Here is a 22,643-nt window from a genome sequence, read left to right on the forward strand (position 1 = left end):
CCGGCTTCATGCCGTCGGTGCTGACGACGTCCCAGCGCTTCGACGAGCCGTTCGCGAGGTCGTTCGCGAGGTTCGCCCGCCACTGGTCGAGCTTGGCGCCGGTGTTGGGACCGGGCACGTTCGGCTCGAGGTCGGGGTGGAACTTCGCCAGCGCGTCGGGGTCGACCTGGTTCGCGACCCAGCTCGACAGGCCGTTCGGGGTCAGGCCGGGGTGGTTGTGGTTCTGCGGGTTCTGCGCGACGTCGTTCAGCACGGCGTCCACAGTGGACTTGACGTCGCTGGTGCCGACCATCGGTGACGCGTTCGGGACCGGCGCGTTCTGGAACGCGGCGCTGCGCAGCACCGACTCGACCAGGCCGACCTTGTCCAGGTTCGGCAGGTGGTTCTGCGTGTTGGGCCGGACGTCGGCGTCCACGTCGGCGTCCCAGCTGCCGGGCAGGCCGGGCGTGTCCGTCGGCATCGGCCGCGTCCGCACGTCCGGGCCGGGAGTGCTGTCGGTGTCCGGTGTGGACGGTGCGGGCGCGGTGTCCGCGGCGGGCTTGGGGGTCCAGCCCGCGGGCGGCGGCACGGTCGCCGGACCGGCCGGGTTGATCGTGGTGTCGGGCACCGCGACCTGGCTGTTGGCGGTGTTCTCGATCAGCCACAGGTGCCGCGGCCGGATGCCGGGGTCGTCCAGGTGGATGTCGGCGCCCATCATGCCGCCGTCGTTCTGGTGCACGCCCGAGTTCGTGTCGTGCTGCTGGAAGACGCGGGTCGAGTCCTTGTACTCGTCCGGAATTCCCAGGTAGTGCAGCGTCTCGTGCGCCAGGACCTCGGGGCTGGTGTCGGCGCCCCAGTGCGTCTGGTCCGGGTTGGGGTTGTTCGGGTCGACCTTGACGCTGGTGTGGGCGTCGGCCTTGTTGTCGGTGAACTCGAGGTTCAGGTGGAACTGGTCACCGCTGGGCAGCCGGTGGCCCTGGTTCAGCATGGAGTTCACGCCGTTGGTGGCGTTCTCCTTGACCTGCGCGATCTGCTCGGGCGTCATGTTCGCCGCAGGATCGATGTGCACCTTGACGGTGTACTCCTGCACGAAGTTGCCGGGGCTGGTCTCGATGCGCCGCAGGTCGTAGTTGATGAGCCCTTGGTAGGACTTGATGTTCGACGGCGTGCTGTCCGTGCGGACGTCGTGGACGGTCTGGTTGACGGTCCGCACGTCGGTGTCGTTGCGGCGGTCCGCCCAGGTGCTGCGGTCGGCCGGGTTGCTCGGGTTCGACCACTCCGCGGTCCTGGCCGGGTCGTGGCGCCACGACTGGTCGGTCAGGACCTCCTTGCCCTTGTGCGACTCCGGGGTGGGCGGGGTCGCGGCGGGCGGCGCACCGACCTTCGGCACGTCCTTGCGGGTGCCGTCGGGGTTCAGGTTCGAGGCCGGGGGAGCGGGAGGTGCCGGCGGGGCCGCGGGCGGCGGGGTGGCCGGTGCGTCCCTGGTCGGCGCCGGGCCGTTGCCGGTGGTCTGCTGGGTGTTCTGGGACGGCGCGTCGGTGTTCGCGGACGTGTCCGTGTCGGTGTTCGGCCTGACCTCGGCGCCGGGCGCCGGGGGCGCGCTGCGGGTGCCGGGGTTGGACTCGGCGTCGAAGAAGACGTCGTTGTCGGACTCGACGTCGCTCTCGACGTCGCCGCGGGTGTCGGTGTTGGTTTCGACGTCGCTGTCGAATCCGAAGAGGCCGCCGCTCATGTCGGGGCCGTCGGACTCGGTGTCGGACTCGACGTCGCTGGTGCCGGGGTTGGACTCGGCGTCGAAGAAGGCGTCGGAGTCGACGTCGCTGTCTGTGTTGGTCTCGGCGCCGGTGTTGGTCTCGGTGTTGGTGGTGGCCGGGTTTGGTGCGGGTGGTTCGAAGTTGAAGTCGTCGAAGAGTCCGTCGCCGAGGTCCGGTCCTTCGGATTCGGTGTCGGACTCGACGTCGTTGCCGGTGTTGGTCTCGACGGTGGTGTTCGGGGGCGTGACGGCGGGAGGCGCCACCGCGGCCGGGGCCTGCTGGGCAGGGGGCTGCTGGGCCGGGGGCGTCGATTCCACCGGCGTCTGCGGACTCGGCACCTCGGCGTCCGGCGTCTGCACCGCCGGGGCAGGCGGCGCTGCGGACGGCGGGTCCAGCCGCAGGGTCAGCGCCTGGAGAACCTGGTTGTTCTGCGGTGCGCGAGCGTTCTCGAACACCTGGGAGAAGTAGTTGCTCTCGGGACTGTCCTTCTGCGAGAGGTTCTTCAGCAGGTCAGCGAGCTGGGCGACGTCGTTCTGAGCCGATTTCGGATCGGCGGGATCGACCGGATCGCCCGGCTTGTTGCTCGGGAAGTCGTTGGCCAGCTGTTGCTGGAGCTCCGGCTTTCGCGACTCGAGCAGGTCGATGATCTGGTCAACCTGCTGCTTGGTGAGGTCGACCGCGTACTTGGAGTCGTCGAGGAACTTCGGCGACGGCGTACTGCCGTTGATGACGCTCTTGATCTCCTTGGCCGCGTCCTCCGGGAGTCCGGAAAGGATGTTCGTGACCTCCTCGCCCTTGCCGTGGAGCGCGGGCGAGAGCATGGAGGAGATCTGGGAGACGGAGCTGGCTGCCTCGCCGGGGGCGCGGTCCGGCGACACCACGTAGTCCCCGAGCGCCGTGAAGGTCTCGATGGCGGTGGTCACCTTGAACGCCTGCTTCGCAGCCGACGGGCCCGTCTTGGGGTCGGTGCTCGTCTGCAGGTCCGCGTTGACGGCGGCGGTCCACGCGGTGTCCGCTCGCAAGCCGTTGCTCGCGTTGTTCAGGTTCGCGGTGGCGGCTTCGGCGCCGGGGACGTTCGGATAAGGGGTCTTGCTGGTGAGAACGGAGATGTTCGGCCGTTCGACGAGGTGCGCGAGGTTCGTGGAGTTCGCGCCCTCGTTGATCGCGGGCAGGGTGCCGAGCTGGAAGACCTGCTGGAACACCGCCTGGGGCATGGACCCGGTGTTCACCACCAGGACGTCGCCCTGCTTCAGGTTGTCGATCTTCTGCTGCAGGTCGGGTGAGGTGATGTCCGCGTGCTGGACCCCTTCCACCTGGGGCTGCGGCACGAACCAGACCGGCGAGGGGGTGATCTCCATCATGATCGCGGGCTTCTGGTCCAGCGAGTGCAGGGCCATCGCGAGGTGGTTGGACACGCCGGGACGGCTGATGGGGTCGACAGCCACGAGGCCGTAGACCGGCATCAGGTCGGCCTTGTCGCCCAGCACCGCCTCGGCGACCTTCTTGATGCCGTCCGCCTTCGCGGGGTTGGCGGCCATCTCCGTGTCGATGAGGTCGGCCAGTGCCTGCGGATCGGTGATCTTCGGTACGTCGTAGACGTACCTGGCGTCCTGGCTGATGTGCGGGTCCAGATCGATGATCTGGACCTCGCTGCCGGGGGCGTCGCGCTTGATGAGAAGCCGCTTGCTGCTGTCCCAGGCGTAAGGCTTGAGAACGACAGCTTCGTTGACTTTGTTCTTGTCGAGGAAGTTGGCGGCGGTGTTCGTGTCGTGCGCGTTGAGCGAGTCGTCGCCTGCCGACATCAGCAACGTGTTGCTGTCGGCGGGATGGTTCGGGGTGCTGACGACCTCGACCTCGCCCAGGTCCGGCGTGATCAGGAGGTCCATCTTCGCCACGGACTCCGGATCGGTGACGAAGGTGATCTTGTCCTGGTAGCCGCCGTCGCGCAGCGCCTTCACCAGCGTCGTCGCGGCGGCCTGGTGGCCGAGCCCCGCCGCGTTGTCCACCGCGACGACGACATTGTCGACGTCCGCCAGCAGGTCCTTCACCGTCGGAGGGGCAGCGGAGGTCGTGGCGTCCTGCTGGGCATCGGTGGACGAGTCGGCGTCGGACGCACGTCCCGTCTCCGCGTTGGCGTTGGGGTTCGATCCGGCGGCCACGGGCGGCAGCACGACCAGGTCGGGCGTGGGGTTGGCCGTCGTGTTCGGGTTCGCCGTGGTGTTCGGGTTCGGCGCCGCGCCGGTGGGCGGCTGGGGCGCCGGCCGCGTCTGGACGGCAGGCGCGTCGGTGTTGGGGCCGTTGACCGGCGCGTCGACCTGCGGCGCCGGACGCGTCTGCACCGGCGGTGCGTCGGCACGCGGCGGCTGCGCGGACGGGGTGGCGTCCGGACGCGGCGACGGGGTGTTCGCCGGCGGGACGTTCGTCGAAGGCGCGTTCGTCGCGGGATTCGGCGAAGGCGTGTTGACGTTCGGGCTCGACGTGTTCGTGTTCGGTGCGGGCGACGGCGTGTTGGCCGGCGGCACGTTGGCGGGCGGCGTGTTGGTCGCAGGGGTGGGCGAAGGCGTGTTGACGTTCGGTGCGGGCGAGGGCGTGTTGGCCGGCGGCACGTTGGCAGGCGGCGCGGGTCGCGTCTGTGCGGGCGGTGCGTCGGCATGCGGCGGCTGGGCGGACGGGGTGGTGTCCGGACGCGGCGACGGGGTGTTCGTAGGGGGTGCGTTGGTCGCCGGTGCGGGCGACGGCGTGTTCACCGGCGGCACGTTGGCCGGCGGCGTGTTGGTCGCAGGGGTGGGCGAAGAAGTGTTGACGTTCGGTGCGGGCGACGGCGTGTTGACCGGCGGCACGTTGGCAGGCGGCGCGGGACGCGTCTGCACTGGCGGGGTGTCGGCACGCGGCGGCTGCGCGGACGGCGTCGTCTCCGGACGGGGAGACGGGGTGTTCGTGGAGGGTGCGTTGGTCGCCGGTGCGGGCGACGGCGTGTTCGCCGGTGGCACGTTGGCCGGCGGCGTGTTGGTCGCAGGGGTGGGCGAAGGCGTGTTGACGTTCGGTGCGGGCGACGGCGTGTTGACCGGTGGCACGTTCGCGGGCGGTGCCGGACGCGTCTGCGCCGGCGGGGTGTCGGCACGCGGCGGCTGCGCGGACGGGGTGGTGTCCTGGCGCGGCGACGGCACGTTCGTGTTCGGCGCGGGCGACGACACCGGGGGCGTGTTGACCGGCGGTGCCGGGCGCGTCTGCGCCGGCGGGGCCGTGTTCGGGGCGGGCGGCGGCACGTTCGCCGCGGGCGGCGGGGTGCCGGGGCGCGACTGGGTCGGCGGCGCCGTGTTCGGGGATGCCGTGTTCGCCGCAGGCGTGTTCGCGGCGGGAGTGTTCGCTGCCGGGGTGTTCGTCGACGGGGTGCTGGTCGACGGGGGCGGGCTGAGCGGCGTCGGCTTCGGGGCCGGGGGCGGGGTGGAGGGCGACGACTGCGGCGGCGCCTTCGTGATCGTGTTGTCCGGGGTCGGAGGCTTGGGCGCGTCGAACACGCCCTTCGCGCCGCCGCCAGGGCCGAACTTGTTGCCGCCGCGTTCGCCGCCGGTCGCGCCCGGCGTCGCGCCGCCCGGCGCCATCGGCGGGGCCATGCCGCCTGCCGCCGCTGAAGGCGGAGGCGTCGCGGCCGGGGTGGCGCCGGGGCGCGCGCCCGCGTTCTGGGGCGGGGTCGCGACCGCGCTCTGCGAGCCCGCCGCGGCGGGAGGCACGTTGCCGGGGCCGTTGTAGCCGGGTGCGGTCGGCGTGAACGGTGCCGGGGTCTTGGCGCCACCGGAGCCACCCGGCGAGGTGCCGCCGGGGGTCGCGCCGCCCGGCGTGGTGCCCGCGGGCGGCGGGGAGAGCGGGGTGGGCTTCGGGGCAGGCGGCGGCGTCGACGGGGACGACTGCGGCGGCGCCTTCGTGATCGTGCTGTCGGGCGTCGGGGCCTTGGGCGCGTCGAACACGCCCTTCGAGCCACCGGTGCCGAACTTGCTGCCGCCGCGCTCGCCGCCGGTCGCGCCACCGGGGGACGCGCCACCCATCGGCGGGGCCATGCCGGGAGGTGCGGCGGGAGGCGTCGCGCCGCGGGACGGCGACGTCACGGCGTTCTGCGGACCGGGAGCGGTCGTCGACGGCTTGGTGCCCGCCGCGCCACCGGGGTCCTTGGGACCGGTGTAACCGGGGGCCGTCGGCGTGAACGACGCGGGGCCCTTGGCACCGCCACCGGTCGAACCGGCACCGGTACCGCCCTTGCTGCCACCGCCGGGAGTCGCACCGGGGGCGCCGGGCGCCGTCGGCGTGAAGGCGGCCGGACTCTTGACGCCACCGGTCGCACCGCCCTTGCCGCCTGCGCCGGCAGGCGGGGTGTAGCCGGGCGCGGTCGGGGTGAACGGCGCGGGACCCTTGGCGCCGCCAGTGGCACCGCCCTTGCCGCCCGCGCCGGCCGGCGGGGTGTAGCCGGGCGCGGTCGGCGTGAAGGGCGCGGGGCCCTTGGCGCCGCCACCGGTCGCACCGGTGCCGCCCTTGATGTTCGGAGTGGACGCCGCCGCACCGCCTCCGGGCGTCTTCACGCCGGAGGTCGTGTTGCTGCCGCCGCCCTTGATGTTGCCGGGGCCCGTGTAGCCGGGCGCGGTCGGCGTGAACGGCGCCGGGCCCTTGGCCCCGCCGCCACCGCCCTTGATGTTCGGCGTCGCCGCGGCCGCGCCACCACCGGCCGTGTTGACACCGGAGGTCGCGTTGCTGCCGCCACCCTTGACGTTCGGTCCGGCGGCCGCCGGACCGCCACCGGCCGTGTTCACGCCGGACGTGGCGTTGCTGCCGCCGCCCTTGATGTTCGGGCCCGCCGCGGCCGGACCGCCACCGGGACCCTTGACGCCGGACGTCGTGTTGCTGCCGCCGCCCTTGGTCGTCGGCGCCGGGCCGGAGTTCGGGCTGCCCGGCGTGAAGTTGCCGGACGTCGCGTTGCCGGCGCCCTTGGTCGTCGGCGCCGGGCCGGAGTTCGGGCTGCCGGGAGTGAAGTTGCCGGACGTGTTGTTGCCCGCGCCGCGCACGTTCTTCGCGTCGGTGGTGGGGTCGATCGACTTGATGTTCGTCTGGTTCGTCTGGTCGACCTGCTGCGACGTCTGCAGCGTCGCCTTCAGGTTCGACTGGACGTCGGTGAACGCCTTCGAGCCCTTGTCCGCCTGCGAGACGGCGTTCTCGTTGGACGCGTTCAGCGCGGGCACCGCGAACAGACCGATCGGGCCGAGCGCGTTGCCGCTGAAGTTCAGGCCCCGCAGGCCCGACGAGATGCTCGACAGCCGGGACCCCAGGTCACCCGCCTTGTTCTGCAACCCCTGCATCGAGGAGTCGTTCATGGAGTAGCCGCTGGTGCCGCTGGGGCCTCCGCCGGTTCCGCCCGTTCCGCTCGAAGGCGGCGCCGTGGGGGGCGGGTTCGCCCCGGGGTTCGACGACGGGTTCGGGTTGACGTTCCCCTTGGCCATGAGCGGCGATTCTCCAGAACTGCGTCAGAACGAGGCGGGATCCCAACCCTGGGATCCCGGCTGTTGGCTGGGACTTACTCTGTCGGCCGGGAAGGACGCTCTGCCGGCCGCGACGGCTGCGAGGCAGCGCCACCGGCCGCCTCGTACCCGACGGTCTGCTGCAGCGGCTCGCCCATGAGCGGGTTCACGCTCTCGTAGTACGCGGGCTCCGCGTCAACGCGCGCGTAGGCCTCACGCGGCTGCGACGGCTCGAGAGCGTCGTACGCGTGCGACATCTGCGTGCGCGCGAGCGGCTCGTAACCGGACTGCTGCTGCAGCGGCTCGGACGGCGTCTCCGGGCTGATGTACATCTCACGCGCCTGCAACGGCTGCGCGTCGTGCACCGCGCCACCACCACCGGTCATGCTCACGCCGGACGTCATCGTGGAGTCGCCCGCGTCCACACGGGAGAACGCCACCGGCGCCTGAAGTGCCTCGGCCCGCTGGAACGGCTGCAGCGGCGTCGCCTCCGTGGCCATGCGCTGGTACGTCGGCTGCAACGGCTCTGCGGCTTCACGCGCGTATGCCTGCTGGAACGGCTGCACGGCCTCACGCGCGTACGCCTGCTGCATCGGCTCCGCACGCTGCATCGGCTCCGCACGCTGCATCGGCTGCAACGCCTCAGCGCGCTGGAACGACTGCACCGGCTCCGCGGCGTGCATGGCAGTGCGGGCCTGCATCGTCGGCTGCAACGGCTCAACGGCGTCACGAGCCCGCAGCGCCTGCGTCGGCTGCAACGGCTCCATGGCGTCCCGCGCCCGGACCGCCTGCATCGGCTGGAGCGGCTCGGCGGCGATCCTCTTGGCCGCCATCGTCGGCTGCAGCGGCGCGTTCGGCAGCGTCGCCGCCACCGCTTCGTGCTGCACGGTGCCGATGCGGGCGTTCGCCAGCGTCCCCTGCGCGGTGCTGTCCATCTGCACCGTGCCGACGCGCGCGTTGGGCAGCGTCGCGCTCGCCGTGCCCGTCACGTCAGCGGCGGTCTTGCCGTCGGTGGCACCGGGAGGCGTGTTGCCGCGGGCGCCCATGGCCTCGTCGATCTTGTCGTCGACACCCTTCTGGGCCTTGTAGCCCTCGTAGGTGATCTCGGCGACGTCAGCGGTGTTCTCGAACCGCTCCCAGCCCTTGCTGACCTTCTTCATGATGCCGTCGAGGTCACCGAGGCGCTTCATCTGCCGGCCCAGGGCGGCGACGACGCGCGCCACGCGGGACGCGATGTTCACGCCCAGCGCGACGGCCTTGCCGACCGCGAAGCCGCAGAAGATCGGGATCGAGGCGCCGAACGTCGGGATCATCGCGGCGGCCGCGAGGATGGCGCCACCGATCAGCGAACCGATCAGCTGCGCGATCAGGTCGCGGACGATGTCGCGCAGCACCGTGACGAGCATGCCCATGATCGCGACGATCTTGGCCTTGGTCTCGACGGCGTTCGCGAGGTCGTCGAGCTCGTGGCTCATGTTGTCCATCGACGCCTTGAAGCGCTCGGACGACTGACCGGTCCAGCCGTCGAACGTCGCGAGACCACTCTTGTGGTCCTCCGCGAGCACGCGCAGCTCGGCCGCGCGCGCCTTGTTGGCCTCGACGTTGGCCTGGATCTCCTCCGGGTTGCCCATCAGCTGGTTCAGGGCGTCGCGCAGGAACGACACGTGCTCGATCAGCCAGCCGACACCGGCACCGATGATGCTGCCGAGCGGGTCGATCGCCAGCATCACGGTGGCGGAGGCGGCGCCGATGGCGTTGAACGTGATGTCCAGCGCCTTCTCGGTCTCGCTCTCGGCGTCCTTGCTGATGCCGTCGATCAGGCTGCCGTAGGCCTCGATGAACAGCGAGCCCTTGAGCTTGTTCTCCTCGGTGATGTTCATCCCGGGAGGAGACGGGAGTGGAGTTTCAGGCGCGGTCATCGCTGTTCCTTACCAGGGCTGGTTGTCGTCGTCTTCGGGGTCGTCCGTGCGGGGCTTGCCGCGGACCGGCGCCGGCTGGGGCGCCGCCGCGGGCCGTGCCGCCGCCGGAGCAGGTTCCGGCTCGTCGTCCTCGTCGACCTCGTCGTACTGGTCGTTGGTGTCCTCCGCGACCTCGTCGTCCGGGATCGAGTCGGAGACCATCTGGTAGGCCTCGGTGCCCTCGCCGAGCGGCTTGAAGAGCTCGAGGACCTGCGTGGCCGCCTGCTTCTGCGCCTTGCGGGCCGTCTCCAGGATCAGCGCGGTGAGCCGCGGCCCGCCGAGCTCGACCGCGCGGTGACCCAGCTGCAGGTTCTGCAGACCGCCGTTGGGACCGACCGTCACGGTCACCGAGCCGTCCTGCGACGACACGGTGGCGGAGGCCGCCGCGAAGTTCTCCGTCAGGTCCTCCGACTTCTGCTTCAGGTCGGCCAGCTTGGCCTCGTACTCTTCGACCCACTGGTACGGGTTCGCGGCAGTCACACGGTCCTCCGGCGGCGGTTCAACTAGCGGTCGTTCTGCTTACACGTCGCTGCGCGCGAATCAGTTCACGCGAGCACGGCGTCGATGCGCGTGGCGATGCGGTCGTTGTCGGTCGGCGACACGCTCATCCAGCCGTCCGAGTTGACCATCAGGTAACGGCCCTGGTGCGTGTCGAACCAGTTGATCACCACACCGGACCGCTGGCGGTCCTGGGTGACGCCGAACTGGCCGCCCGCTACGCGGTTCGACGCGAGCTCCTCGAACTGCTTCGCGTCCTGTGCGGACAGACCGGCCTGTTCCAGCGCCTCGCGGTCGTCCACACCGCCCTCGCCGAACAGGTCGTCGGCGTCGGCCGCGCCCTCGGCCTCCTGGATCGCGACAGCGTCCTGAAGGGACTGGACGCGGACGTTCACCGCCGTGCCGGGGCCGGGCACGGCGTCGGGGAGCACCTTCACGATCTCGCGGGCGATCCCGGTCTCCCGGATCTCCAGCAGCCCCACGCGGTCGTCGTCGATGATCGCCAGCGCGGCGCGCTCGCCGTTCGAGACGGCGAGCGCGCGCACGGTGCGGTCGAGACCGGCGACGGCGTCCACGGAGACCTTGTGGTCCGCGAGCAGCCGCAGGAAGTCCTCGAGGCGCTGGTTGTCCACGAGCCCGCGGGACCGCAGCTCGTCCATCGTCTTCGTGACGAGCACACGGCGTTCCTGCTCGGTCGCGCCCTCGTTCGGGACGTCCAGCGGGTAGGGCACTCTGCCCAGCCGCAGGTCGTTCCACAGCACGTCGAACTCGCGCGGCGACAGCAGGAACTCGGGCGTGATCACGAGGATTCGGTCCCCTTCTGCTTCTTGGCCTTGGCGGCGCCGATCACCGACGGGGGCAGGTTCTCACCGGGGACCTCGAACAGGTCGCCGCCCATGATGTAGCTGGCGGAGCGGTGTTCCTTGTCGTCCTCGCCGCGGCCACCGCCGGCGGGAGCGCCACCCATCGGCGCGCCCGCGCCCATGCCGGCACCGGCCGCCGAGGCGCCACCGGGACCCATGCCCATCGGCATGCCGCCGCGGCCCTGGGCCTGGACGCCCGCCGCGCCACCGGACTGCATCGAGCCGCCGCCGGCACCCGCGGTACCACCCGCGACGCCGCCGAAGCCGCCACCGCCGCCGCCCGCACCCATCTGCGGGGAGTACGGCATCGGGCCCTTCATGCCGCCCGCGCCGCCACCGGCACCGCCGCCACCACCACCGGCGCCGCCGCCCGCTCCGCCGGGCCCGGTGTAGCCGGGGGCCGTCGGCGAGTACGGGGCGGGACCACCCTTGACACCCTGCGGCGTGTAGCCGGGGTTCTGCGGGTTGTAGTTCGGGTTCGGCACGTCGCGGCCGACGACCGGGACCTTGGGGACGTTCTGGTTGTTGCCGGTCTTGCCGGGGCCCATCTGCGGCGTGTAGCCGGGACCCATCTGGGGCGTGTAGGTGCTGCTACCGCCACCACCGCCGCTACCGGAGGTGTAGGTGCTGCCGGTGTTCGCGGCCGGGTTGTAACCCGGCGCGGTCGGCGTGTACGCCGCCGCGGTGTTCGTGCTGGTGTTGCCGGGGTTGTAGCCGCCGCCCATCTGAGGCGTGTAGCTACCGCCGCCGCCACCGCCGCCCGCGCCGCCACCGGGACCTGCCGGCGTGTAACCGGGTGCGCTCGGGTTGTAGGCCGCCGCGGCGGGCTGGTTCGCGCCGGGACCCGCGGCACCGCCGCCTCCGCCACCACCGGCGCCGTTCTGCACACCGGTCGCGGCGGGCGCGTCCACCGCGGACTGCGCGCGCATGAGGCCGTCCACGCCACCGGTGAACGTCGCCGCGCCGGACTGCGGCATGGCCATCACCGGTTCCTCGACCTGACCGGTGTTGGGGTTGTACGGCGGCTTGAACGACGGAGTCGACGAGTCGATCTGCCGGGAGTTGTTCTCCATGTCGGTCATCACCGTGACCGCCTGGTCGTGCGCGGCGCGCGACGCGGCGTTGGCGACAGCGATGTCAGCGGACGCGAGCACGAACGCCGGCGTGCCGGGCTGGGAGAGCGCGGCGGCGGCCTTGTTCCAGTCGAATTGGACCGGCTGCGGCATCTGAGCGCGGGCGCTTTCCATGACGCGGCCCTGGTCGGCGACCTTGTTGCCGACCTCGACCGCGGTGCGGGCGGTCTCGTCGACCCAGTCGCCGAGCTTCTTCATCGCCGCGCGGGCGGCATCGGCGGCGCCTCCGGTCCACTTGGACTCACTGGAGGTGATCACCGAGTTGATCGTGCGGGACGCCTCGGTCAGCTCGCTGCCGTACTTGCCCCAGTCGGAGCTGATCTGGCCGGCTTGACCGGGGTCGTTGTTGTTGTGCACCGCGGCGTAGAGCTCTTGGTGCGATCGCGACGCCCAGTTCTGCGGGTCCGTGAGGACCGGGACGTTCTCGACCTCGCTGGGGTCGGTCTCGGGGGGCATGACCGGCTCGCCTCTCGGTTCGGTGGATCAGCTGGCCACGAGATCAGCTGTTACCCATGTGCTTCTTCAGTTCGGCCTGCTGTTCCTGGTCGAGCGCCTCGAAGTTCCCGATCGCCTCCACGATCGAGTTCTTCGTCTGCTCCAGAACCGTGCGGTACGCGGTCATCACACTGACGAACGAGTACTGCTCACCCTCGGCACGATGGGTGAACTTGTCGCGCATCTTGTCCCCGACCGGGTTCGCGCCCAACGCCGTCGGACGCGCGATGCTCGAGTTCGCACGCCCGATCCACGAGTCGACCTGGTCGATCTGGGCCTGCAACTGCTTGCGGAGCTCCTCGCCCGCCTCCGGGTCGATCTGCACCTGACCCGAGGTGACGGTCTCAGCGAGCGGAACGACCTTCTCGTCACCGACGATGTACATGCGGGCAGTATCAGGCCTCTTTTGGCGTATCGCTCACTTTGGGGCGTGCGAGTCACCAATTGAGATCCGCGTTCACAATCCGTTGTCAGGCACCGAAACGGGCCACGACCAGGTGAACGTCGTGTAACGACGTGATCGTTTCCCCAGGTTGTGGGAGCGCTCTCGGGGGGCTGCCCACTCGGGCTTGCGATCTCTGTTCACATCCCTAGAACAGCCCTTGACTCGCGCCTGATGTGACCCAAATCACATAGGGGAATTTCCAGGATTTAGGGCTTTCTTAAGGCGCGGTCACCGGCTGGTTCGGCGTTCACCGGATCGGCTGAATCGGTCGACCCCGAACGAAAAGCGGGCGCACTCGTGAGAGTACGCCCGCGGTGTCCGTTTTGGATCATTCTTGTGCGGTATGACGCACGGAGTTCACCTTCAGGCCAGAACGGCGTCGATCCGCGTCGCGATGCGGTCGTTGTCGGTCGGCGACAGGCTGAGCCACCCGTCGCTTCGCACCATCAGGTAGCGCCCCTGGTGGGTGTCGAACCAGTTGATGACGACGTCCGCCCGGTGCCTGCCGTGCGTGACGCCGAACTGGCCGCCCGCCACCCGGTTGGCCGCCAGCTCGTCCATCTGCTTGGCGTCCTGCGCGGACAGCCCGGCCTTGAGCAGCGCCTCGCGGTCGTCGAGCTCCTCGTCCGCCGCACCCCACGGGTCCTCGGACTCCTCCTCCTGCTCGGCCTCCTGCAGTGCCACGGCCTGTTGGAGCGTCTCCAACCGCACCGACAGCGCACTGCCCGGCCCGGCCACCCCGTCCGGCAGCACGCGCACGATCTCGCGCGCCAACGCCGTGGGCCGGATCTCCGACAGACCCACCTCGTCCCCGTCGATGACGGCCAGCACGCCCTCGCGGTCGGTGGCCGCGGCCAGTGCCCGAACGGTCCGGTCGAGGCCGGCCACGGCGTCCACGGACACCTCGTGGTCGCTCAGCAACCGCATGAGGTCCTCGAGCCGCACGTCGTCGGCGATGCCGCGCCGCCGCAGGCCCTCGATGGTCCTGGACTGCAAGGCTTTGACGTCCTGCTCGGTCGCTCCTTCGCTGGGCACGTCGAGCGGGTACGGCATTCTGCCGAGCCGCAGCGTCTGCCACAGCACCTCGAACTCGCGGGTCGACAGCAAGAACTCGGGCGTGATCACGAGTGCTCGGAACCTTTCTCCTCTGCCTGCTTTGCGCGCAGTATCGAGCAGAATGGGGCAAGCCGTTCCTGATCGGGCGAATACGTACCCGGTCGAGACGAATGTTCACAATCCGTCGCCGCGCCCGGAAACGGGCGACTTCCGGGCGCGCCCGGCCTGCGAGAACGCTTGTTTCCCCAGGAACTGGGAGCGCTCTCAACCCGTGAACCGGAGGGACGGCTTCTAAACGTTCACACGTCTGCGCCCGACAGATCAGACCCCTGGATGTGACCCAAATCACTTAGGCAACCAAAGTTTCGAAAGCTGATGAGTGTAGTGGCTTCAGTGTTGGCTGAAGATAAATCTGGGGTGGTGGCAGGGCACGCGGTCTCCGCGCCGCACCGCTGACAAGCCTCGCTCCGGCTGTCCGCCGAGCTGTCCCGACCCAGCTGCCACGCACGTCTGGCCCCAGTCGCCACCTGCGCCCTGACGCGTCCGCCGCGCACATGGACTGAGTCGCAACCTGCACCCTCACTCGGCCGCCTCAACCGGGTAGCAACCCGCGCCCTCACTCGGCCGCCACGCGCCTCAATCGAGTCGCTACCCGCGTCCCTGACGCCGCCGCCACCCGCACCTCGACCCAGTCGCCACCCGCGTCCTGCCCCCGGCTGCCAGGCGCTCTCGCTCAGCCACCACTCGCGACTCAATCCATCCGCCACTCGCACCTCGCCCCAGCCGCCACCCGCGCCCCAGCCCATCCGCCACCCGCGCCCTCACTCGGCCACCACGCGCCTCAGCCGAGTCGCGACCCGCGCCCCAACCCCCCGTCCTGCCCCCGCCACCGCCCGCGCCCCAGCCCATCCGCCACCCGCGCCCCAGCCCATCCGCCACCCGCCCCCAACTCCAGTCGCGACCCGCGTTCTGCCCCGGTCGCCACGCGCGCTCTCACTCGGCCACCACCCGCGTCCTGCACTCAGCCGCCACCTGCGCCCCTCACTCAACCCCGCCCGCGCCCTCACCCCCTCCCTCCGGCCGCGCGTTGTGCTCGGCGATCGGCACTCTCCGGTGTGAAGATCGGCAGGTGACCGCATCCCCGTGGGCGCCCCTGCGCCGCAGCGCGTTCCGTGCGCTGTGGCTCGCCCAGTTCGCGTCCAACATCGGCACGTGGGCGCAGACCGTCGGCGCCCAGTGGCTCATGGGCGACCTCGGCGGCAGCGCCCTGCAGGTCGCGCTCGTCCAGACCGCCACCACGCTGCCGGTGTTCCTGCTGGTGGTGCCGTCCGGGGCGCTCGGCGACATCCTCGACCGCCGCCAGGTGCTGATCACCGGCCAGGCGTTGATGCTGGCAGGCGCGGGCGGTCTCATGCTGCTGGCGGGCACGGATCGCGCCACGCCGGCGAGCCTGCTGGGGTTGCTCGCCCTGATGGCGATCGGGCAGGCGCTGTCGATGCCGTCGTTCCAGGCCATCCAGCCGGAGCTGGTGTCGCGCGAGGAGATCCCGCAGGCCGCGCTGCTCAACGGCGTCAACATGAACGTCGGCCGCGCCATCGGTCCCGCGCTGGGCGGGTTGCTGATCGCGCTGGCGGGGCCGGAGGCGACGTTCGCGTTCAACACGGTGAGCTTCTTCGGCGTGCTGGTCGTGCTGGCCAGGTGGAAGCGCCCGTCGGACCACCGGCCGCTCGGCACCGAGCACATCACCACCGCCATGCGCACGGGCGCGCGGTACGTGGCGAGCTCGCCGTTGTTCCGGAGGGTGCTCGCCCGGCTCACGTTGTTCATCCTGTTCGGCAGCGGGCTGTGGGCGTTGCTGCCGGCCATCGCGCGCGGGCCGCTGGAACTCGACGCCAGCGGGTACGGCGTGCTGCTCGGCAGCGTCGGCGCGGGCGCGATCGGCGGCGCGTTCGTGGTGCCGAAGTTGTTGCAGCGCATGAGCAAGAACGCCATGGTGCTGCTCGCGACGCTTGTCTACGCGGCCGCGACGAGCACGGCGGTGCTGACGCGCGGCTTCCCGCTGGTGATCGTCGCGATGCTGCTGACCGGCGCCTGCTGGATCGCCACGCTGTCGACGTTCAACGCCAACGCCCAGGTGCTCCTCCCTGCCTGGACCCGCGCCCGCGCACTGGCCTACTACCAGCTCATCCTGATGGGCGGCCAGGCGCTCGGCGCCGTCGTGTGGGGTGCGATCGCGGACGTGTACAGCCTCGAGGTGGCCATGATCGTGCCCGCGGCGGCCATGGTCGTGCTCGCCCTCGCCGCGACCCGCTGGCTGCCGCTGCACGACCGCCCGCTCGACGTCAGCCCGTCCACGTACTGGGAGGAACCGCCGGAGATCGACGACACCGACGCGGGCCCCGTCCTCGTCACGGTGGAGTGGCCGGTCGCGCCGGAGAACGAGGACGCGTTCATCGACGCCATGCAACGCGTCGGCAGGGCCCGCCGCCGCACCGGCGCCACGATGTGGGGCCTCTTCCGCGACACCGAGCAGCCAGAGACGTTCCTGGAGACCTTCACCGTGGCGACCTGGCAGGAGCACCTGCGCCAGCACGTCGAGCGCGGCACGGTCGTGGACCAGCAGAACCAGGAGACCGCCCGTGCGCTGGCCAAGGGACCGGCGCACGTGCGGCACCTGCTGTTCGCGGAACCGACGAAGCCGGACTAGGCGTTGTAGGCCTCGACGGTCACGCGCGGCTGTTCGGACGTGAGGTCGCGCCGGTGCCAGGACAGCGTGACCTCGCGGGTCTCGCCGGGCAGCAGCCACAGGTAGTTGTCGCTGTAGAACGTCGGCAGCACACGGGTGTCCGAGCGCCGGTCGCGCAGACCGATCCGCGTCATGGCCGCCACCACCTCGCCTGTGTTGCGGACCTTGACCCTGAGGGTGCGGCGGTCGCCGTCGCGGCGGGTGGTGCCGACGTCGCTGGAGATCCTGGTGCGGGCCGAGTTCAGGCCCTGGAGGTCGGCCGGGGTCCGGTAGCGACAGTAGGTGTTCTCGGAGAGCAGGCGGTCGCCGTCGAACAGGCGCAGCCGCACCAGGTGCAGCGGTGAGTCGTGCGGGGTGACGGTGAACAGGTCGGCCTTCGCGGACGGGCCCGCCTCCACGTCGGCCTGCTGGGTGCTCAGGACCTCGCCGGTCAGCGCGTGCACCGTTGCTTCGGCGCGACCTCGCAGCGCGACCGCGGTGTGGTTGAGGACTGTGACCCGCCAACTGTCCAAAGAGGCCTGGACGTGGTGGGGTTCGCAGGCCTTGCGGGCGCCGAAGTACGTGCCGTTGACGTCCATGTCGTAGTCGTAGGTCTGCCAGACGGTGGAGTGCCATGCGGGGTGTGACATCCACAGCAGCAGGGCGGAGGCGTCGTCCCAGAGGTTGGCGTTCCAGGCCTCGAACATCGCGCGCATGTTCTCGTAGTTCACGAACTGCGCCTTGCGGCTGAACTCCTCCATGTCCTCCGACTCGCCCAGGCGGGCGTCGATGGCGGCCTGGTAGAGCTGCGGGCGCTGGTTGCCGTTGGTGCACCAGTCGTGGGCGTACCAGACGTCGCCGATGGGCCACGACGGTTCGTCGCCGACGAGGTTGCGCATGGTCTCGGCGACGGGGACGGTCGGCATGCCGATCTCGGTGTGGAAGCCGAAGTTGGAGGTGTCGTAGGTGGTGGGGTCGAAGTACTTCGCGGGTTCGACCCAGTGGTACGGGCCGTGGCCGGAGACGCTGCCGTCGGCCGAGTGGCTCTGGTAATAGACGTCGGTGTGCTGCTCGGTGACGACCTTGCGCAGGCCCGCGTCGGTGTTGGGCGGCGGGGAGGCCTCGTTGGCGCCGCACCACACGACGATGCTCGGGTGGTGGCGGTAGCGCGTGACGGTGTCGAGGGCGGTTTCGAGGTAGTCCGGGATGTCGTCGGGGAAGTAGCCGACGACCCAGAAGTCGTTCCACACCAGGATGCCGTGGCGGTCGCACGCCTCGAAGAACTCGTCGCGGTTGCTGCTGCCGATCCAGTTGCGGATCATCGTGAAGTTCATGTCGCGGTGCAGCCGGATGACGTTGTCCACGCGCTCGGCCGGCATGCGGCGCAGCAGTTCGTCGAAGCCCCAGTTGCCGCCGCGGCAGAAGATCGGCACGCCGTTCACGCGGATCTTCAACGGCCTCGGCGCGTTGCTGACCGTCTTGGCGTCACGCCACGTCTGGCCGTCGTCGGAGAGCTGCACCTTGTAGCGCAACGCGTAGGCGCGTTCCCACGAGATGACGACCTGGCTGAACGTCTGCGTGCTGCCGAGGTCGACCTGGATCCACTCGCCGTCGCGGTACTCCGACGCCCAGCGCGTGCCGGAATCGCCGTCGACGGCGTTGCCGGCGGGGTTCCCCTCGTGGTCCTGGGAGGAGGCGGTGGCGGTTTTGCCGCGCGCGAGGTCTGTGCCGTTGGAGCGGACTTCCAGCGACCACAGCGAGGTGCCCCAGCCGGTGGCGCGGCGTTCGGTGAGGATGCGGACGTGGCGTGCGGCCTGGGTGCCGAGGTCGACGGTCTGGGTGACGGCGTTGCCGCCGGGCGGGAACTCGATCGGCACCTCGTGTTCGCAGGTGAACTCGCGGATGCCGAAGTGGGTGGTGCGCTTGTCGCTCTCGGCGCCGTCGGTGACGACCACGAGCGTCAGGTCGTGCAGGTTCGGGTCGCCGTAGCCGTTGGGCCACCACAGTTCCGGGTCGGTCATCCGGTGCGTGCCGAGGGCGACCTCGGTGGTGCCCGGCGCGAGCGTGACGGCCTTGGCGAGCTTCACGCCGTCGAACGCCGCCTGCACCGTGACGGGCAGCGCGGTGGTGCCGGTGTTGGTGACGGGCACGCTGATCGCGATGTCCGCCGTCTTGTGGTCAGGGGACAACGTTGTCACGACCCGCGTGTCGCCCAGGGTGGCGGTGCCGGTGGCGCGCAGGCGGACGTGGTCCCAGATGCCGGTGCCGCGGTCGCGGACGGCGGGCATCCAGTCCCAGCCGGAGATGCACAGGTAGGTGGGGGAGTCGAGGTAGAGCCGGCCGGAGTTCGGGAACGCGCCGCCGTCGCTGCCCTTGTCGGTCGGGCTGCCCGGATGCCGCATCGGGTTGAGCCGGAGGGCCAAGACCTGATCCTCGTCCTGGAGCGCCGCGGTGATGTCGAAAGCGCCGCGCACGAACGGGTTGGTGACATCACCGATCTTGGTGCCGTTGAGCCAGATCTCGGCGTGCTGCATGACGCCGTCGAGCTCCAGCCACACCTTGCGGTTCCTGAAGCCCTTCGGCAGTGCGAACGCGCGGCGGTACCACCAGGAGTGCCTCGACAACGCCTCCGGGATCGTCATGTTGTGCATGGCGGCGGCCGGGTCGGGCAGGTGGCCCTGGTCGACGAGCGACGTCAGGACCGTGCCGGGGACCGTCGCGTCGAGCCACCTCGCCGTGTCGACGCCCGGTTTGGCGAGCTCGGCGCCATCGGTGGTGCCGGCGAAGTCGTCCATCGTGAGGTGCCAGCCGCTGTCGAGCTCGGCCGTGTTGTCCGGGCCCGGCTTGAGCGCCGGAACCTCGGCGTCGCTGCGCCAGTCGGTCCAGCCTTGGGCCTCCGGCTGCCTGCCGGTGCCGTAGACCTGGAAACCGTTGAGGCCCAACGGGTTGCCGTTCGACGGGCGGCTCATGGACAGTTTCACGTACCGCGCGGTGACCGGCTTTTCCAGCTGGACGCGGGTTTCCGCGCCCCGGCCGTCATCCGTGCGGTGGACCTCGCGCCAGGTCTTGGCGTCCGTGCTGACCTCGATGACGTACGAGAGCGCGGCGGCGGAGAGGATCTCGACGCCGGTGGTGTCGTTGCGCGGCTGGTAACCGGGCGCGGGCACGAACGTCGGGTCGCCCAGCTCCGCCTCGAAGACCAGCGCGAACGCCTCGACCTCGCAGGTGGCCTGCAGATCGACGGTGACCTGCTGCGGCTCGCCGTTCGCCGCCCGCCAGCCGGACCCGCGCACCCCGACCTGCTGCAGCCCGTCCGTGACGAACCGCGGCGGCGTGGCGGCGTAGGCGGTGGACGAGGCCTGGACGGGCCGGTTGCGCGCGAGGTCGGTCACCTCGGGGGCTGCCTTCTGCTGGTCGGCGGACGCGGGAGGGGTCAGGGCGGCGCTCGCCACCAGGCCGGCGTTGGCGTCGAGGAAGGCGCGGCGCGAAAGGTCGTGCGACATCGGCTCTCCATGCGGATCAGGCGCCCGCCATCCACCCTCGGGGGTGTCTCGATGCGCGGTCAAGAGGACAAGCAGGACAGGCTGACAAGGTTGTCGTGAACGCTCCCATAGCAGCGCGCTATGTGCGGAAGGGATGCTCGCGGGTTCGGGGCCGGTGTGACGCTCTGGGGCACCTCGAACCCTGCGGAGGACACCCCGATGAGATCACTCGCGTTAGTGGTGGCGCTGCTGGCCGGGCTGGTGATGCCGGCGCACGCGGACGCGGCTCCGGCTGGCGGCTCACGAGACGATACGTATCGTCTCGTCGGTGGTCAGGCGGGCAGCGCGCCTGGCGATAAACGAGACGATACGTATCGTCTCGCCGCCGATCAGCCGAGCAGCACGCCTGGCGGCAAACGAGACGATACGTATCGTCTCGCCGCCGGTCAGCCGGCCAGCCCCTTGCTGCCGCCCGCCGTCGCCAGGAACCTGCACCCCGGCGACACCCCCGACTCCACCATCTACACCGCCGCTGCCACCGACTACCCGGCCGAGCTGCGGGCGTTGGTGCGCGTGCTCGACAACTACACGCCCTCCGACGACGCCGCCGTGCACGCCGGAATGCTCCTTCTCTACTACGGCCACAGCTATCCGGAGTTCCTCACGGCCGTACGCGCCGACCCGGAGATCCTGCGCGCGTTGTGGCGGTTCGTCGTACGCCACCAGGACCTCTTCGGCACCGACCGCCAGTACCAGGTCCAGAACGCCACCCGTGAGCTCGGGAGGTTCCTGCAGTACAACGACATCGCTCTGCGCGTGCGCCCGCTGCTCGCGGACCTGGCGTCGCGCGGGGACGTCGTCGGCCGCCTCGCCCCGCTGTGGGTGGGCGTCGCGGAGATGGTGGACTGGTACGACAAGGCCAACTGCCGCCGGTACGGCACGTGTGACTTCCGCGCGCAGATCGACCGGCGCGTGCTCACCGTCCGGCACACGTGCAGCACGTCGTTGAAGATCCGCGCGCAGCAGCTGACCCGCACGCAGCTACGGCAGACCTGCACGTCGTTGGCCAACCAGGACGCGGCGTTCCATCGTGTCGTGCGTGACTCTGGGCCCGTGGCGGGTGACAACAACACGTCGCTCGAAGTCGTCGTTTTCAACACCAGCAACGACTACCGGACGTACGCGGGCGTGCTGTTCGACATCTCCACCAACAACGGCGGCATGTACCTCGAAGGCGACCCGGCGCTGAACCAGGCGCGGTTCATCGCGCACGAGGCCGACTGGCTGCCCACGTTCGCCATTTGGAACCTCAACCACGAGTACACCCACTACCTCGACGGCCGGTTCGACATGCACGGCGACTTCGAGGAGAACATGACCACGCCGACCGTGTGGTGGATCGAGGGGTTCGCCGAGTACCTGTCGTACAGCTACCGGGGCGAGGTCTACACCGACGCGTTGGCTGAGGCGAAGAAGAAGACGTACGCGCTGAGCACCCTGTTCGACACCACCTACGACCATGACTCCACGAGGGTTTACAACTGGGGTTATCTGGCCGCGCGGTACCTGGTGGAGAAGCACCCGGAGGACGTCGCGGCGGTGCTCGCGGACTACCGGGTGGGGGACTGGGCCGGTGCGCGGGACCACCTGGGCAGGGTGATCGGGTCCAGGTACGACGGCGACTGGTACGGCTGGCTCGGCACGCTGGGCTCGCCCGCTTCAGTCCGCTGAGGTGAGCGCCGCCCCTCGTTCCTCCCACCACGGCCGGAACACCGGGCTCGCCATCGCCTGCTCCGCATAGGCCCCGAGCACCTCGGCGAACACGCGGCTGGCCTGACGGAAGGTCAGCCGCTCCCGCCGCCACGCGAACACCAGCCGCATCCGCATCGGCGCCCCCGCCAGCGGCCGCACCGCCACCCCCGGACCACCCTGCGACGTCGGCTCCACCAGCTGCACGGCCTTGCCCGCCGCGATCAGCTGACGCCCGGCGCCGCTCGGCATCTCGAACCGGATCCTCGGCACGAACCCCACCGCCCGGCACGCCGCCCGCAACGCCGTCAACGACCCGTCCTCGGCACCGGGCGGCCCCACCCACGACTCGCCGGCCAGGTCGGCCAACGAGATCTCCGGCTGCGAAGCAAGCCGGTGACCAGCGGGAATCGCGATGTACACCGGCACCCACGGCACCACGACCCGTTGCGCCACCCCGCGCGGCAGGCCGAGGTCGCCCTCCTCGTCCACCGCGATCACCGCCGCGTCGAGGTGACCGTTCGCCAACGCCAGGGCCAAGCCCGTCGAGGAGGGGTCGACCACCAGCGTGATGTCGTCCAGCACCTGTTCCAGGCGCGTGTACAACGGGCCTACGCACTCCATGTGCACCGAGCCGAGACGAGACGGGCCGTCTCGTTGGACCATGTCCGAGCCGAACGCGTCCAGCTCCACCAGCAGCAACCGGGCCCGCTGCAACATCTGCGCACCCAGCGCGGTAGGAAGGGCACCGGCGCGGCCGCGGTCGAACAGACGGCCTCCGACCAGGCGTTCCACCCGTTGCAGCAGGGTGGTCAGGGACGGCTGGGAGATGCCGAGCTGGGTGGCCGCGCGCGACAACGAGCCCGCGTCGCCGATGGCGCAGATCGCCCGCAGGTGCCGGATCTCCAGTTCCATAGCCTGAGGCTATCCCCGATCCGGATTGGCGGGACCCCGCCGGTAGCGGGGAGGGTGGCAGGAAGGACCACTCTGGGAGGAACCCGAATT

General features: G+C 70.6%; 11 protein-coding genes (1 of these 11 running past the window's edge). 2 read left to right on the top strand and 9 right to left on the bottom strand.

The genetic code is table 11. The features are described 5' to 3' along the window. The 7 genes from ACQEU1_RS00520 to ACQEU1_RS00550 all read right to left on the bottom strand — a co-directional run. A protein-coding gene (locus ACQEU1_RS00520; RefSeq protein ID WP_433194977.1) for a hypothetical protein crosses the window boundary here: on the bottom strand, positions 1-7,216 show its 5' portion. 21,578 nt of this gene lie to the left of the window's left edge; 7,216 of the gene's 28,794 nt are visible here — the first part of the coding sequence; it begins with the start codon at positions 7,214-7,216; its stop codon lies off the left edge, out of view. A 74-nt stretch (positions 7,217-7,290) separates the two neighbouring features. Beyond that, the gene (locus ACQEU1_RS00525; RefSeq protein ID WP_433194979.1) at positions 7,291-9,114 is read right to left on the bottom strand and encodes a hypothetical protein; all 1,824 of its coding nucleotides are present in this window, start codon (positions 9,112-9,114) and stop codon (positions 7,291-7,293) included. 48 nt (positions 9,115-9,162) lie between these two features. Continuing rightward, complete coding sequence (locus ACQEU1_RS00530; RefSeq protein ID WP_433194981.1) at positions 9,163-9,672, bottom strand: YbaB/EbfC family nucleoid-associated protein; 510 nt, start codon at positions 9,670-9,672, stop codon at positions 9,163-9,165. A 65-nt stretch (positions 9,673-9,737) separates the two neighbouring features. Then, positions 9,738-10,493 carry an ESX secretion-associated protein EspG gene (locus ACQEU1_RS00535; RefSeq protein ID WP_433194983.1) on the bottom strand — a complete coding sequence of 252 codons (756 nt, stop codon included), beginning with the start codon at positions 10,491-10,493 and terminating at the stop codon, positions 9,738-9,740. Continuing rightward, positions 10,490-12,142, bottom strand: coding sequence for a PPE domain-containing protein (locus ACQEU1_RS00540; RefSeq protein WP_433194985.1), 1,653 nt, complete (start codon positions 12,140-12,142; stop codon positions 10,490-10,492). The genes ACQEU1_RS00535 and ACQEU1_RS00540 overlap by 4 nt, the downstream gene beginning before the upstream one ends. Before the next feature lie 43 nt (positions 12,143-12,185). Further along, positions 12,186-12,566, bottom strand: coding sequence for a hypothetical protein (locus ACQEU1_RS00545; protein WP_433194987.1), 381 nt, complete (start codon positions 12,564-12,566; stop codon positions 12,186-12,188). 423 nt (positions 12,567-12,989) lie between these two features. Continuing rightward, a complete protein-coding gene (locus tag ACQEU1_RS00550) occupies positions 12,990-13,751 on the bottom strand; it encodes an ESX secretion-associated protein EspG (protein WP_433194989.1) in 762 nt (253 codons plus the stop codon). 1,060 nt (positions 13,752-14,811) lie between these two features. Here ACQEU1_RS00550 and ACQEU1_RS00555 point away from each other — a divergent pair. Beyond that, positions 14,812-16,389, top strand: coding sequence for an MFS transporter (locus tag ACQEU1_RS00555; RefSeq protein WP_433194991.1), 1,578 nt, complete (start codon positions 14,812-14,814; stop codon positions 16,387-16,389). Here the strand turns inward: ACQEU1_RS00555 and ACQEU1_RS00560 are convergent. Beyond that, on the bottom strand, positions 16,386-19,910 hold the full coding sequence (locus ACQEU1_RS00560; RefSeq protein WP_433194993.1) for a discoidin domain-containing protein: 3,525 nt from the start codon (positions 19,908-19,910) through the stop codon (positions 16,386-16,388). The genes ACQEU1_RS00555 and ACQEU1_RS00560 overlap by 4 nt on opposite strands. 441 nt (positions 19,911-20,351) lie before the next feature. Here ACQEU1_RS00560 and ACQEU1_RS00565 point away from each other — a divergent pair, with 441 nt between their 5' ends. Continuing rightward, a complete protein-coding gene (locus ACQEU1_RS00565; RefSeq protein WP_433194995.1) occupies positions 20,352-21,620 on the top strand; it encodes a collagenase in 1,269 nt (422 codons plus the stop codon). Here the strand turns inward: ACQEU1_RS00565 and ACQEU1_RS00570 are convergent. Next, a complete protein-coding gene (locus tag ACQEU1_RS00570) occupies positions 21,609-22,553 on the bottom strand; it encodes a LysR family transcriptional regulator (protein WP_433194997.1) in 945 nt (314 codons plus the stop codon). The genes ACQEU1_RS00565 and ACQEU1_RS00570 overlap by 12 nt on opposite strands. Positions 22,554-22,643 lie beyond the last annotated feature (90 nt).

It is taken from the genome of Lentzea sp. CA-135723, from assembly GCF_050936595.1.
Taxonomy (GTDB): Bacteria; Actinomycetota; Actinomycetes; order Mycobacteriales; family Pseudonocardiaceae; genus Lentzea.